A 14,696-nucleotide genomic window follows, 5' to 3' on the forward strand; every position below is an offset into this window, starting at 1 on the left:
CTTTTTTAGCTATGAGGTAAAATTGGTTTAGGCTATTTATGTTCGTACCAGGTATTCAATATTACCGTAATATTAAACGTTTGATTACAAGGCTTGCATACTAGTATAATAATTTTATCGTAGTATATTAGGTAAGGTGAGAATGTCAACAACTCATGACTAAAGTCACGAGCTTGTCTCTGCCTACATCGTAGACAGTGCTTGTGTTTTGCACATGCCTTTTAGACTTATTCCTAACCGGTAGTGCAAACGCACCTCACGGTGCTCCTACCTTAGCGTGCTGGAACATAAGGACGGTTGACCTCGCCCCTACGACAAGAGTTATACTCCTGCTGTAACTGTACCGATGTACTCTATTCCTTTGCGGTACAGATTCATTGCACCAATTCTGTCATCGTTAGAACAATAGTGACAGCTTCGGCATTCAAAGGTGTGCGTCTTTTTGTTTCGATTTGCTCGTTCAATATGTCCACATTTCGGGCAGGTTTGAGAAGTATATTTAGGATCTAATGCGATGACTCGTTGTCCGTTCCGTTGAGCCTTATATTCTAACAGTTGACGGAACTGGTGAAATGCCCAGGAAACCAACACATAACGATGGCGCACACATACTTTTTCAGTTACTGAACGAACATGGTTTAAATTTTCGATCACAAAAAGAGTACTTTTCGGATAGGTTTCAACGAGTGCCTTTGTTATTTGATGGTTCACATCGGTAACATAACGGTTTTCTCTTGAACCGATTTGCTTTAGACGTTTACGGGCAGAGGGGCTTTGTCTCATCTGAAGTTGTTTGCGTAAGGCTTTATACTGACCTCGTTTGTGTTTAACCGTTCGTCCAGGATAAAACGTCGTCTTGTTTTGACTGTCGTAGGTTGTGGCAAGAAAGTTCATTCCGAGGTCAATTCCAACAATATGGTTGACATCCGCAAAATCTAATTCTGGGAACTCTTTGGTCATGGGAATGTGCAAGAACCATTTCTTATGTTTATAAACGAGCTTGGCCGTACCAAACTTCCACGTCCCATCAAAGAAGTGTTGCATTCCTTGTTTTTCGTAACGAAGCTTCAAACGTCCATCCAGTGTATTTAAGCTAAACATGTTAGAGTTCAAAGAATAATCTCGATTCCATACCAGATCATATTCAGGTAATTTGAATTTGACCAGGTTCCAATCGTGACCGCCTACTTGAGCAGATTTATAGTGGGCAATGACGGTTTTGATCACCGATTGCGCCATTTGACTTTTCAAACCAAAACGACTTCGAAGTTCTTGATAATACAAGTCATTGAGTGTACGCTAATTTAATTCTTTCGTTTTAAATACAATGACCGAAAGATAATTACAGGATTCACGATAGGCTTTTGTTGTTTTGATGAGCATTTCCGTATGTTCATGCGGGACATAGATTTGGATTTTCGCTGTAATAGTAGATATCCGATTCACCTCTTTTCACTAAATCTAGTATAGCATATGATCAAGTGGAAAATGGTTGAATCTTCATGACGAAAGGAGGAGGCATGGAGCTTTCGGCTTTCGAGCTACCGATGGGTAGCCCTCATGCCGAGCGCAATACCTCACACGACTAAAGTCTCGTGTCTCCATGCGCGGTTATGAATTTACCGAACATTTCCAAAAATAGGAATACCCTGTCCGATCATGCTTATCAGGTTATTCGGGGGGCCATTGTTACGTTGCAGTTGGAACCGGGGCAGCTCGTATTTGAATCGGAGTTAGGCAGCACATTGGGGGTAAGCCGGACACCGATCAGGGAGGCTTTCCGCCGTTTGATGACAGAGGAATTAATCGAGATCCTGCCGCAGCGCGGCGCCCGAATCGCATATATGTCCAAGAAGAAGATTGAGGAGGCTCGCTTTGTACGTTTAAGTCTTGAGGTGAGCGCTTTTAAAGAAGCGGCCAGGAAGTGGAACGCAAACGATGCTGCCTTCGAGAAGGCGTATCAGCAGATCAAGGGGATCTTGGAAGAGCATCGAAAAATCATTGATGAACAAAACTTCGATAGGTTCCTTGAGCTTGATGAGAGTTTCCACAGTGCGGTATTGGAGCTTACGGGAAATTCCACGTTGATATCGATCATCAATCAAATGCGCGGTCATTTAAACCGCATGCGGTATTTAGAGCTGCTGGAAACGAAGCATATGAATCAGCTTGTAAGCGAACACGAGGCTATATTCGAAGCCATAACCGTTAATGATGAAGAGAAAACGGAACGACTGCTCAGAGAGCACATTACGTCGCTTGAATATTGCACACCGGATTTGGTTAAGAAGTACTCGCATTATTTTCAAAGCGTAGAATGAAAACAAGAACCGAAAGCGATATGCTCTCGGTTCTTGTTCTTTAACCTAAAGGTTCCAAAACCCCCTCCGGCTCAGGCTCTCACTGATAATTCACTTCTTCCGCGAAGTAAATCTCCTTCAAACGATCCTTTATGCGTTGAATTTCCTCCGCTGTTAACGGAGCCGTTGGGTTTAGCTTGAAGTTCCTGCCGGTGACGTAACTTACATCCGTGTTCTTATCCAGGTTGTAGGGTGTCTTTGGAACCGGAACGCGGGTATAGTCGGTGAAATCAATAATAGACCATGCTTCGTCTCCATCTTCCTTGGATAAAATAATCCGCTGTGAGGCGTTTTCCGTCCACAAATAGCGCAGATTGGCCGGCGAATTATTGAAGTCCATAGCCGTCTTAATGCCGGAGCCTCTGAACATGAGCGTAAATTCCGCATGATCATTATTTGATCCGGCTGATGATTCATAAATCTGTTTCAGTCCGTCCACGCCCACAATCTCGACCTCGCGGTGGGCAGGGAAGTGATTCACAAAGTTCTCCCAGATTTGCGACATGTTATGGTTGCTGGCAAGCCAGTTGATGTCCAAAATAATGGACATGTAGTTTACCGTATTTATACGTTGAAACGGATTATCTAAATATTGTTGTGCTATATACAGTTGTGGTGCCGCATCCGTTTCATTCACATACGGGTCGCCCGGATGGAGAGTCCAGCGTGAGGAATCTTGGGTATAGCGTGATCCAATCGGATCAATCGTAATCGAGTTCATGAATACGGTACCGCTATTATCAGTAAATCCCTGCGCAGGGACCATTGGATTGTCCTTATTGGACCAGTAAGGCATCAAAGGCGAACCCTCGCCATACATGCCGTTCACATTATATTGTGTAGCCGACCATCCCATCGCGGAAGTGATCTTAAAGTGATCTTTAAGCCATTGGGTTTGCTCGGGATTCACCGTAAAGCTGGTCAGTGATTTAGGCAGATACTTCCGATATTGGTCCGTATCCATGCTTTCAAACACCGAAGGTGATCCCAGCGTACCGGATTGGTGCAGCTCATTAAGCGCATTATAACGATACATATACAACCACTCGTTCATCCGCAATTCCCAAAAAGGGAGCTCATACAGGTTATTCGGATACCCGTCCAGAATACCGACTTCATCACCATACTGATCGACGTATTCCAACACCTTTTTAAGCTGCGGGCGATTCGTTTCTACGAAAACAAATCGATTTTCCATAGCCCAAGTTACTTTTATGTTAGGGCCAAAGCGGTCCATCAGCAATTGACGAGCCTGCTCGATTTGCTCTACCGTGGTCGTACTGCCCGGATCTTGTCCCTGCAGCATTAGCGAGACAGCAAAATATTGTTTTTGGCGTTCTCCGGGTACTACCGTTAATTCGGCATCGGATATGAAGTGAATTCCCTGGGATGGCGATTCAACTTCGATCTTGAACGGAATGACGGAGTTCACTGCAGGAATCAGATGCAGGTTGGCGATGTGCCCATCCTCGTCAAATATTCCCCTGGAATCCTCGATCCGAAGCTTCAAGTCCGACGGTAACTGACTTGGTGGTATAACCTCTCCCTTGGCATTCTGAAATACATAGGGCATACTCCAGGCTGCAGGGTCTAGAGTAGGGGACTGCGGAATGGTATACGTGGCCAAGTATACGGATTTGATTACACTCGGGTCCTCTGCTGGAGGAGCTTTTCCTTTTACGATCAGCTTGGTCTGGGCTGTAAGTACCTGATAGGGCTTGGCAACGGTGATTTTTATCCCTACAGGAATGAAGCTGTCAGCCGCCGGAATAAGCTCGGCATGGGCGATTTTCCCTTGTTCATCAAAAACCCCTAATTCATCGCTAAATGCATAAGTAACATTTGTGACGCTGGCCGCGGGAATGCTTACCGGCCGCCCCTCCTTGTAGAGCTGAAAGGACAGCTGATACGAAGGATACGTTTCCGGTTGATTTACCAGCTCCGGCGCCTTGATGACGACCTCATCCGCCACAAAATCCACAGGAGGATCACCTACTGGAAGCACCGGTGGTTTAGACGGATTTGTTGGCGGTGTCACCGGTGGTGTCACAGGCGGGTCGAGACCAGGCTCCGGCGGTATCCCTGGCTGTTCCGGCTTCGGCTTTGTTGGTGTTGCCGGATCTGTCGGTGTTACCGGACCGGCCGGTGGATCAGGTCTGGGACTATGGCTTCTGGGCTCCGCGATTTGCGGATTCGCACGCCGGCCGCTAATTTCCGGCGCCAGATCGACCGCTGCCGTATTCGGTTCAGGCGGGCTGGCCGGCTGATTCGCCATTGCAGCTTCATTTCCCGATGCATCCATTAAACGCTTGGCCCGATCTCTCAGATCGTCACCGCCAAGCCATACCCGATAAGCAACCAGCGTAGCGTCCTGCCGTGTCACAAAATGTTTGGGATGGAAATAATGATTCGTATCTCCCTCTATCAGCTCTAATTGCTCCATCAGCCACACGCTCGTTTGCGCATAGTCCGATATATCGGACCGGTCCACAAAGCTGGATATACCGGGGGACGGGATATCTTCAGAAACCCCGAAATACCTGGCGTACCATACGGCCATATCCTGGCGAGTCAGATTGCGCTTGGCGCCGAATAATTGGCCGCCGATTCCTTTAGTGATGCTCTCTTCCTGCAAAACCCGCACATAAGGGAGAGCCCATGGGGACACATCGCGAAAAGAAGCTAGCTCTTTGTTAGTCGGTATTCGCTTTAAGGTTTTAGCGAAAATGCTTGCCCATTCCTGCCGCGAAATCAATTGCAAAGGCCGAAAGCTCCCATCCTTATAACCAGTAACGTAACCTTTGGCAGCCATGGCCTCGATCGCATCGGCCGCATAGGAGTGTTCAATATCGTTAAAGGTTCTGTCCGCAAAAGCGGGAACACTATGCATACAGAACAGCCACACCGCCAGTAGACCAGCCAGGTAACGCCTAATCCGGTTTAATTTTTTTTCACACTTCATTATTTCAGATCATTGCACCTCCTCTACGAGACAATACCGAATTACTCTTCGGCTGCACCCCCATGTCAATTGTGAAAATTAGCACTTTTTTTCAAACGACTTTTCATTCCCATTACAAAAAACACCAAACTGTATATACTTGGATTATCGGAAGAATCTCCCTGGGAGTGAATAAAACCAGCAAAAAAAGTGGTTTTAGAAACATACCTTTTAAAGCCATAATTCCCTATCACTTAACAATGGTTTTCATTGGTAATTGAGTGTTTGAGAACCCTTATAAACGTAATAATAGCCGTTTGAAATTCCATCTTGCGGATAAGCCGCAGGATCTTCGCTTGTTACTTGACCTGCAAACTCTCGATTTATAAACGCAGGTTCTCCTTCCTCGATTAACGCTTCAGCGGACATTCCACTGATCGGCCTTACCGTACTGGACCAGAACGTAACCAAATAAACATCGTCAGCATTAAACTGATATCGTCCTTCACTTGGTGTCCCCTCATAAAACAACTCTGCCAAAGCAGCCGCTTCCGACCCTCTCATGAAAATGCGAATATCATCGGTTCCGTTCCAGCGGTGGGGGATCCCGCCCCTTGGATTGACGTATTCTACAATTTCCGGCTCCACATCGCGAATAAAATCAACAACCGTATATTTATAAACCCCTTCCGTTACACTCACGGTTGCAACCCCAGTTGTTTTCCCCGTTCTATAGCCGGTGTACCCTCCGTATACATTTGGGGTTTCGCCGATCGCGGCAAAAAACGTTTTCTGATCCATAGATCCTGCTCTTCCGGGTACTGCGGTGAGTCTATAGGTCCTGACTTCCGTGCCCTTATACTTATCCCAAGCGTATTCTGCAGCCGCATAAGATACTCCGTTATTCCAGCCCGCAGATACCGCCATAAGAATGCCAATCATCAAGAATAATCGCCATTTTTTCAACATCTTTTTCTCTCCTTTTTTTCTCTAAATCCACGCAAATGATCATTAGCATTATAGCGTTTCAATAATTCCGCTAACAGTTAAATTTTAGAAGAAAAATAGGAGCAGGGGGCAAAAGAACTATTTTTCGGGGAGTGACAAAATGATCACAAACTTCAACTTGTATACTAGCATAATGTATGCTAGTATTTCACATAAGGCCGGCCTAAAGATATCCGTACAGATGAAACATTTATTAGAAAGCGCTTTATATCGATTGAAGAAAGCAGTAGGGCCGTACATATTGACGGCGGATTTATGGTTTGCTCGGGCGTTTAATAAGCGAGTAGCGACAAAATTCCATGATTGAAAGGAGTCAACAGCGCATGTTTTCTAAAGGGCGTGGCATCGTTCTGGTTTTGCTGTTTTTGGCGGGAGTTATTAATTACTTGGATCGCTCGGCTTTCTCCGTCGCAGCTCCATTTATTCAGAAAAGTTTTCAGCTCAATGCGGCTCAGATGGGCCTATTATTTAGCAGCTTCTTTATTGGTTACGCTCTCTTTAACTTTATAGGCGGTTTCTTGTCCGACAAGTTCGGCCCGAAAAAGGTGCTCGGTTATTCTATGACATTCTGGTCGCTTTTTGCCGGTTTAACCGCCGCTACCTTCAACTTTGTCTCTTTGTTTATTGCGCGCGTATTGTTTGGGATGGGGGAAGGTCCGCTCTCCTCCTCGCAAAGCAAAATGGTCAATAACTGGTTTCCGAAGAAATACCGGGCCAGAGCTTTATCGATCTCCATGGCCGGAACCTCGCTTGGCGGAGCCATTTCGGGTCCTATCGTCGGGATTATTGCTTTGACTTGGGGCTGGAAAGTATCCTTTGTCCTGATTACGATTATAGGTCTGATTTGGACGGCGTTCTGGCTCAAATGCGTGAAGGATGCTCCGAAGGACGTTGCAGACGGCGAAGCTGATGATGAAAAAGAGGTACAGCCTGCTCCGGCCGGCAAAACCAAAACCCCGCTCTCTTTTTATTTGAAACATCCGACGGTTTTGTTTACGTCGGTAGCGTTTTTTGCCTACAACTATATCTTGTTTTTCTTCCTGACCTGGTTCCCGAGTTATTTGATTCAGGCCAGGGGCCTGGACATCAAGGAGATGAGCTTTGCCACGATGATTCCGTGGACGGTTGGATTTCTCGGCTTTGCTTTGGGCGGCTTCATTATCGATTTTCTTTACAAAAAGACAGGCAATGCCATGTTCTCCCGCAAAGTCGTATTGGTCACATGTTTGCTTGGCGCTGCGGTCAGTATCGGTTTTGCCGGTCTGGTCAACACCACGGCTGCCGCGGTTTCATTGATGGCAGCGGCGGTATTCTTCCTGTATCTTACAGCGATTACGTACTGGGCGATTATTCAAGATACGGTTGAAAAAGAGCGGGTGGGCGGCGTCGGCGGCTTCATGCATTTTCTTGCGAATACATCCGGCATCATCGGCCCGACGGCTACGGGAATGCTCGTGCAAACGACAGGTCATTTTACAAGCGCTTTCATTCTGGCAGGCGGGCTGGCGGTGATCGGGGCGTTGTGTGTCGCTTTTTTCGTAAAGCCCATTAAGGATAAAAAAGTGAAGCTTGCCACGGAACGGACGATTGCTTAAATAAACCTAAATTATAAGGGAACGGAGTGAGTGGATTGAAAGCGATCCAAGTTGTGGAACCGGGGAAAATGAGACTGATCGAAAAAGAAATGCCGCGGATTATTCACGGTAACGAGGTGTTGATTAAAGTTCGTATGGTGGGCATATGCGGCTCCGACATGCACATTTATCACGGGACTTCTCCGGTAGCCACCTACCCGCGCGTAATCGGCCACGAGATGGCTGGGGAAGTCGAAGAAATCGGCGCGGATGTCCACCGGCTGTTACCCGGAGATAAGGTGGTCATGGAGCCGATCGAAACCTGCGGACAATGTTATGCCTGCAAAGCCGGCCGCAAAAATGTGTGCGCCAAGCTGCAGGTGTACGGAGTTCACAAGGACGGCTCCTTCCAGGAATATATCGTCCTTCCCGAGCATTTAGTGCATAAAGTGGACCATCGCTTAGCTTGGGAGGAGGCGGTTTTGGTCGAACCGTTTACGATCGGTGCCCAAGCAAACTGGCGTGGCGATGTCCGGGCTGGAGATTATGTTTTTGTTATGGGAGCGGGTCCGATCGGATTGTGTGCGCTGCAGGTCGCCAAACTCAAAGGCGCGGTGTGCGTGATTTCCGACTTAAGCGATGAGAAGCTGGCATATGCTAAGGAAGTTGGCGCCGACTATACTTTGAATCCGCTTACCGATAATGTGGCCGACGAGATTAAGCGCATAACGGGCGGATTAGGTCCGAACGTAACGATCGATGCGGTTTGTACGGAAAAAACCTTCGAACAGGCGGTGGAAATGACCTCTGTGGCCGGACGGGTCGTCGTTCTCGGCTTTGGCGAGACCCCTTCGCAAATACCGCAGCTGCCCATTACTAAGAAAGAAGTAACCATCGCGGGCTCCCGTTTGCAATCGGGCAAGTTTCCTGAAGTGATAGAATGGTTTAACAGCGGGAGGATCGCGGTGAATTCTTTTGTCACGCATCGTTTTGCGTTGGAGGATTTTCGTGCAGCGATCGAGCTCATCGAAACCCATCCTAACCAAGTTCGGAAAGTGGTCCTGGAGCTCCATACGAAATAGAGAAGTCCAGAATAACCACCTGGCCAAGCGGGCCGAAGGCTTGGGAGAAACATCTGTCATATCCTGTACAGCACGGGATTTACAGATGTTTTTTGTTTTTGTCCGCGTGAATAATATTCCCACCCCCTATTCAAATCCGCCGCTTCCAGCCGATATAGTTAAAGGTGCGGGGAGACTCGAGATTACGACAAAAAAGGGAGAGAACGTAGTGAAGAAAGTTGTAAATTTGTTTTTGTGTATGATGTTGATCGCGATAGCGACAACGGCATGCAGCCTGCCGGCAGCGGGGAAACTTACGGGGGCGGCCGGTGGAGACGAGGTGAAGGATACGCTTAAGTATAACGATTACATTGACCTTAGCAATCAGATTAACGGTGGGATGTATGACCTTGTTTTCACCAGGTATGTGGAGGAGTTCGGTCCGGAGAAGGAAATTTACATCGATGACAGGTTTGACGGGTACAGCACAACGCCGTTTATTCCGACCGTGATCGAGAGTGCCGGGAAAACATTGGATTTTGCCTCCGCCGAACCGTCTTATGGTGCAACGGATGAGAAAGTAAAAGAGTTAATGCCGATTATCATAGATTTGATGAAAACGAATAATGACATTCAAAACTACTACACGGCGAAAACCTATGTCGATGACGATTTTAAACAAGGCCGCGAACTACATACGCGTTTTATTTCATTGTTTGAGAAGTACATAGAGGTGGGGCAGCAATTCAACGAAGCATTTGCGGAGATCACGAATGAGCGCAAGTATGCGGATGCGGAGAAGCTGAAGGATGAAGATATGCTGATACGCTACTACGCGATGAGCATCGTATTGCGGGCACAGGAGATTCAGGAAGCTTTTTACAATAAGGGAGTCGGGGACGAAAACGTTTTGGATTTCGATGTTAAGGAATATGAGGAATTGTATCAGTTGCTGACCGAGGATATCGAGCATTATTTTGAGTATTCCAAGGATGCCGATCAACGGAAGAAAGAGGGATGGTCAAATCTCGAAATATTCCCGACAAGCATAGAAGGGGTAAAAGTAACGGCAACCGACATTCTCAGAATTTTGCGGGAACAGGATCCGGAGATTAACAGCGACACGGAAGGCAAAGTGACGACAGGCGGGTCTAATGCGATTTTGTCGACGTTTGACCGCAAGGTCTCTTTCCTCGTGGATGCCTACAATACCACCAGCAGTTTAGCGGGCTTGAATTAATTCGATGAAAAGCGTGAGATCAAGGTGGGGGATTGTTGTATCTTTAAGTCTTCTGGTTGTACTGCTCTCGTCCTGCCAGGCGCCGCTGGAGCTGGTGAAGATCATCCGGCCGGAAGGAACAAAGCCGGCTGCCTCCACCCAGGAAGAAAATCCCGGAACGGAAGCGGCGGCACGGAAATATGCCGGCTATAGCGCCCTGGATATTTATATCCATGGCGAAATAGCCGATGTTCTGGAACGGTACGGAGAACGGTTCGGACATAAGGAAAAATTCGCTCTGCGCAAAGAGGCTCATCTGGAGTGGGGCGTAAATCTGGAGCTTAAAGAGACCTATAAACTGGCGGAGTATACGGAATTGGCCGCTAAACAGCCTGCCTTGCCCGAGGTCGATGACGCCGTAACGAAGCTTGCTCCGAAGCTGGAGGATCTGGTCAAGATGCTTGGCGAAATCGATACTTATTACAGGTTCAAATTTTACGTCGATGACAATTTTGCGAAGGGGAAAACGCTGCATGAACAGCTGCAGGTTCTGCTGAAGGATTGGGAGCCGCTTGCGGAAGACTTCACGGTTAATCTGCATCCGCACTAATGAAGCAGCGAGAGCTGGATCTCGCCGATTTCAAGGCAAACGATCAGATGATCCGGTACCATGCGCTTGCATCGATCATGGCGGCGGGAGCGATTGAAGACGAACTGATCAGGCAGGGCGTGACATCGGAGACATTAAACGGCCTCGATGCCGCATCCTACCGGGTTCTGTACGATCGGCTTACAGAAGAAGTAGCCCAGTATATCGCCTTGGCTGACGATCCGGAGCAGGTAAAGCAGGAAGGGCTGGAGACTTATAATTCGTATGGAAACATGCTGAAACATAAAACCATGCTGGTGAAAGCCTCCGCCACCGATTTGCTGCAGCGGGCCGAGCAATCGCGGACGTTCGATGAACACAACAAAGACGGCACGCCCAAGGACTATAAGAAGAAGCTGCAGGAAGCCATTCTGGAATATTATGTGTTTGTTATTGGACCTGAATAAGGGTTGATTCTAAGAAAGGAAGTTTTTGCATGATTATTTGGAAAGGCCTAGGAATATTGAATATCGTTATCCCAGGGGTTTGTTTTTTATTGTCAATGGTTTAGTGTCCCTTCTGGGGCTTGACATAATATATGCCCGGTTGCCGCTGGCTTTTGTGTTCATCGTGTCGGGAGTGATTGTCTGGTATATAGGAAAAGCGCTTAACGCCGATGCGGGCAAAGTGCTGGTTGATATGGAAACGGGGCAACGCTACCAAATGGGATTCCAGCATAGTCTGTTTTTTATCCCTGTACATTACTGGGGCCCGATCGGCCTAGTGATAGGATTTATTTTGATTGTTGCAACGATATTTACGTAGGGGTAACTTCGCTTTACATGAGCAATTCTTTGAACACCACACTATGAGCAAGTTGCTTCTATTGCGGTGTTTTTCTTTTAACGGTGAGTAGAGTCATCAGAGTGTAAGCAATTTCTAAACTAGGAGTTCGCGTCGCTCTTTCCCAAACTCCGGCTTACTTGGTCATTGTTGAATGGAATAGTTGCAAAAAGTACAGTTACTTATCCGCAAATGCTGGCACAGCGCTTGTTTAAGTGTAAAACCTGCAATTATTCCGCTATATTTCGAAGAAGAGGCAAAGAGACCAGGAAATAGATGTATGAAAGAGTCAATTTCATAATTCAAAACGCTTGATATAACTGGATTTTTTGGGCATAGAAAAAGGAGTACCTCCCCAAATCTCGAAGTAATAGTGACCAAACCAAACTCGAGAAAGAGAAACGGAGGTAATCCCTATCTATTCAATTCGCCAAACGGAGTTGTTTTCCTTCGAGGAATTAATGGAAATGCGCCCCGAAGATAAGTACAGCCAAATCTTCGAGCATTTGGATCTTGCCCCAGTCATGCAGGCACTCAGCAAACCAAAACGTCGCGGGCGTAAGGAAGAATTAAATTATCCAGCCATGGTATATTCGCTGCTCATCGCAAAGATGGAGGGTATAGAATTCGTCTCTTCCATCATAAAACGTCTGGAAAGCAGCGAGGAGTTTCGCATCCAATGCCGGTTCACCGGCTCGGACCGTATACCAAGCGAATCGACCTACTCTCGGCTGAATCTGGCGCTGCAGCAAAAGGGTCTGCTCGAACAGGTGCTGGACCGTTTGGTGAGAGCCGCTCATGCCGAGGGTTTCTTAACGGGAGCTCATATCGCCGTCGATTCCTCGGCGGTTGAAGCGTGGGACTGCCAATATGGAGAATCTGCTGCCAAACGCCGAGCCGCAAGGAAACAGAAGCAAAAGAAGGAATCTTCGGTGCAACAGCTCGAAATGGAGCCCGTTCTCCCCGTGTCTGAGACCGAACCCACGAAGCCGACAAAGCCGGTTTACGGGCGTGGAAATTGCTCGGCCGAAGAAAAGGAGCGCCGCCGTAAAGAACGGGAAGCATACGAGGCGAGCCTGCCCCCTTTCGAAAAGAAAATAGAAAACATGTTGCCCTTCACCTACGACGAGCTGTTTGAAGCGATGCCCAGGTCTGCTTCGCGTTGCACCAAGAAAAATTCGAAAGGCAAGCTCACCACCTGGTATGGCTATAAAGCCAACATCGTAGTGGATACCGATAGTCAGTATGTGCTCAGCGGGGTACTGAGCTCGGCTCATTTGAACGACCAACGCATGGCTGTACTGTTGCTCAAAGGTCTTCCACTTAAGTTTCCCATGCTGAAGGTGAAATATGGGTTGGGGGACAAAGGCTACGACAGCACGCCCATTTACGAGTTGATTCGTTCGCTCCAAGCTTACCCGATCATTGATATCATCCACCATACGGCTCCGCCGGAAGGGATGAATCTTGATTATGGTCCGGTTTGCAAAGAAGGCCACGCCTATCGGTACGACAGCTTTGATCCCAAGTATGAGACACTTCGGTATACCCGTCCAAGCGAGTGCAAGGAATGTCCGTTTGCGGAATCCGGCTGCCAAAAGGTGTTTAAAATTCGGATCGAAACGGACGTGCGTAAGCACACCTATCCGGCAAGAGGCAGCAAAGGGTTTAAAGAACTGTACAAAAAGCGAACGGCTGTCGAGCGTGTCTTTGCCTATCTCAAGGGTTACTATGGATTGAAACGAACACGTCACCGCGGTGTCCGAGCCAACGTCGACTTCCAACTCAGTATACTTGCGTACAACCTAACCAAGTTTGCACTCGATAAGTTGAATAAACGCCTGCCTCAAGCAGCATAACCGTATTTTTTTAAACAAGCAGCATTTTATTTTCGGTAATTATAGCTCTATATTCGAATCGAATTATGAAATTGACTCTGAAATGCAATTAAACTAACGATTAGGCAAATGGATATGAAGTTAGTTGTATGATTTGCAATTAATGGTCAGAGCCGAGCCGGTCAAGCACACTAAATTTTTGTTTTCGGAAGTGCTTATGCTCGGGATGTTTTCCTCGCGTTGCCCACTTATCTGAATAAACGAAAATAACCCGCCCAGGTTAGCTGCCAAGGGAACGGGTTATCTTCCGTATTATCTTGGAGGTTTCCCACCCAAATGTTGTGCAGGGAGCCGATGGCACTCGACTCCTTTATTTATTGTTATCTTAGCATATCGCGCCGTATTACCTCAATTACACAGGTTAAAATAATTAAAAGGAACCGGAAAGCGTTGTAATTTTCTGAGAGTCAATAGTTTGGAATATGTTATAATGGTTAAGAAATATTTATGTAACACTATTAATGCTTAGGGGAAAATGAAATGTTAAACAAGTATAATGATATCCCGTTATATGTTCAGTTAAAAAATAAATTACGTGAAAAAATCTTAAATGGCAGTTTAAAAGAGGGTGAAGTGTTGCCTTCGGAAAATCAGTTAATGAGAGATTTCGGTATTACACGCAGTACCATAAGAAGAGCCGTTGAAGAATTGGTGAAAGAAGGACTTGTGGAAAAAGAACAGGGGAAAGGTGCTTTTGTAAGGCTGCGTCAAACCAAACAGAATCTTTGGAACTTTCAAGGGTTTACCGATCTGTCCTTAAAGAAGAACCAACAACCTGTTACTAGAGTGCTGAAAAAAGAAATTGTTATAGAAAACAATATTACCTATTTTAAACTGGAACGTGTACGTGGAACAAAGTTAAATGACAAAACAAGATGGTTGACCATCGATCAATCCATGCTTCCTCTTGAACTATTTAAAGGTATTGATCAGTTTGATTTTAATAGTACTTCTCTATATCAAACCTTACGTAAGGAATATCAAATATTTCCACATCATGTAGTTTTGGATATCAACCCCATTATAAGCAATGATGAAATGTGCGAGAGATTGGAGCTGGACAGTCCAATTCCTTTGCTTGAGGCCAGAGGAACTGTATATAGCAAGGACGGCATGGAGATTGAAAAAATACACATTATTTATGGACCGCATTTTCAGTTTAAATTAAATCAGTATATATAATACGCTTGACAGATCGTCAGG

Annotated in this window: 10 protein-coding genes and 2 pseudogenes; 9 read left to right on the forward strand and 3 right to left on the reverse strand. The window is 46.5% G+C overall.

The window, feature by feature from the left end; all coding sequences use genetic code 11:
* Positions 1-321: 321 nt before the first annotated feature.
* Positions 322-1,437, reverse strand: a pseudogene (locus NYE74_RS09615) (RNA-guided endonuclease InsQ/TnpB family protein).
* Positions 1,438-1,613: 176 nt separating this feature from the next.
* Between NYE74_RS09615 and NYE74_RS09620 the strand changes: the two are divergent.
* Positions 1,614-2,321, forward strand: a complete 708-nt coding sequence (locus NYE74_RS09620) for a GntR family transcriptional regulator (RefSeq protein ID WP_124333181.1) — start codon at positions 1,614-1,616, stop codon at positions 2,319-2,321.
* A 79-nt stretch (positions 2,322-2,400) separates the two neighbouring features.
* Here NYE74_RS09620 and NYE74_RS09625 read toward each other — a convergent pair whose 3' ends face one another.
* Complete coding sequence (locus tag NYE74_RS09625) at positions 2,401-5,322, reverse strand: S-layer homology domain-containing protein (protein ID WP_124333180.1); 2,922 nt, start codon at positions 5,320-5,322, stop codon at positions 2,401-2,403.
* Between the two features lie 246 nt (positions 5,323-5,568).
* The gene (locus tag NYE74_RS09630; protein ID WP_036619907.1) at positions 5,569-6,270 is read right to left on the reverse strand and encodes a hypothetical protein; all 702 of its coding nucleotides are present in this window, start codon (positions 6,268-6,270) and stop codon (positions 5,569-5,571) included.
* A gap of 362 nt (positions 6,271-6,632) precedes the next feature.
* Between NYE74_RS09630 and NYE74_RS09635 the strand changes: the two genes are divergently transcribed.
* The 8 genes and pseudogenes from NYE74_RS09635 to NYE74_RS09670 all read left to right on the forward strand — a co-directional run bounded on the left by NYE74_RS09635 (position 6,633) and on the right by NYE74_RS09670 (position 14,675).
* Positions 6,633-7,904, forward strand: a complete 1,272-nt coding sequence (locus tag NYE74_RS09635; protein ID WP_316560588.1) for an MFS transporter — start codon at positions 6,633-6,635, stop codon at positions 7,902-7,904.
* A gap of 35 nt (positions 7,905-7,939) precedes the next feature.
* Positions 7,940-8,965 (forward strand): zinc-binding alcohol dehydrogenase family protein, encoded by a 1,026-nt coding sequence (locus tag NYE74_RS09640; protein ID WP_036619910.1) that lies wholly within the window; start codon positions 7,940-7,942, stop codon positions 8,963-8,965.
* A 208-nt stretch (positions 8,966-9,173) separates the two neighbouring features.
* Entirely contained in the window at positions 9,174-10,184 is a 1,011-nt protein-coding gene (locus tag NYE74_RS09645; RefSeq protein ID WP_051985274.1) for a YiiG family protein, read from the forward strand.
* Positions 10,185-10,188: 4 nt separating this feature from the next.
* Entirely contained in the window at positions 10,189-10,773 is a 585-nt protein-coding gene (locus tag NYE74_RS09650) for a DUF3829 domain-containing protein (protein ID WP_036619913.1), read from the forward strand.
* Positions 10,773-11,219 (forward strand): DUF3829 domain-containing protein, encoded by a 447-nt coding sequence (locus tag NYE74_RS09655; protein WP_341004761.1) that lies wholly within the window; start codon positions 10,773-10,775, stop codon positions 11,217-11,219. The genes NYE74_RS09650 and NYE74_RS09655 overlap by 1 nt, the downstream gene beginning before the upstream one ends.
* Before the next feature lie 29 nt (positions 11,220-11,248).
* A pseudogene (locus NYE74_RS09660) lies at positions 11,249-11,577 on the forward strand (hypothetical protein).
* A 479-nt stretch (positions 11,578-12,056) separates the two neighbouring features.
* Entirely contained in the window at positions 12,057-13,454 is a 1,398-nt protein-coding gene (locus NYE74_RS09665) for a transposase (RefSeq protein ID WP_155621591.1), read from the forward strand.
* Positions 13,455-13,973: 519 nt separating this feature from the next.
* Positions 13,974-14,675, forward strand: a complete 702-nt coding sequence (locus NYE74_RS09670; protein WP_036619920.1) for a GntR family transcriptional regulator — start codon at positions 13,974-13,976, stop codon at positions 14,673-14,675.
* Positions 14,676-14,696 lie beyond the last annotated feature (21 nt).

It is taken from the genome of Paenibacillus sp. FSL P4-0127 (assembly GCF_038007325.1).
GTDB lineage: Bacteria > Bacillota > Bacilli > Paenibacillales > Paenibacillaceae > Fontibacillus > Fontibacillus macerans.

What these genes read in the sequence shown, in the direction of transcription:
- NYE74_RS09620 (WP_124333181.1), top strand. Translation starts at nt 1,614, where the DNA reads ATGAATTTACCGAACATTTCCAAAAATAGGAATACCCTGTCCGATCAT.
- NYE74_RS09625 (WP_124333180.1), bottom strand. Translation starts at nt 5,322, where the DNA reads ATGAAGTGTGAAAAAAAATTAAACCGGATTAGGCGTTACCTGGCTGGT.
- NYE74_RS09630 (WP_036619907.1), bottom strand. Translation starts at nt 6,270, where the DNA reads ATGTTGAAAAAATGGCGATTATTCTTGATGATTGGCATTCTTATGGCG.
- NYE74_RS09635 (WP_316560588.1), top strand. Translation starts at nt 6,633, where the DNA reads ATGTTTTCTAAAGGGCGTGGCATCGTTCTGGTTTTGCTGTTTTTGGCG.
- NYE74_RS09650 (WP_036619913.1), top strand. Translation starts at nt 10,189, where the DNA reads ATGAAAAGCGTGAGATCAAGGTGGGGGATTGTTGTATCTTTAAGTCTT.
- NYE74_RS09655 (WP_341004761.1), top strand. Translation starts at nt 10,773, where the DNA reads ATGAAGCAGCGAGAGCTGGATCTCGCCGATTTCAAGGCAAACGATCAG.
- NYE74_RS09665 (WP_155621591.1), top strand. Translation starts at nt 12,057, where the DNA reads ATGGAAATGCGCCCCGAAGATAAGTACAGCCAAATCTTCGAGCATTTG.
- NYE74_RS09670 (WP_036619920.1), top strand. Translation starts at nt 13,974, where the DNA reads ATGTTAAACAAGTATAATGATATCCCGTTATATGTTCAGTTAAAAAAT.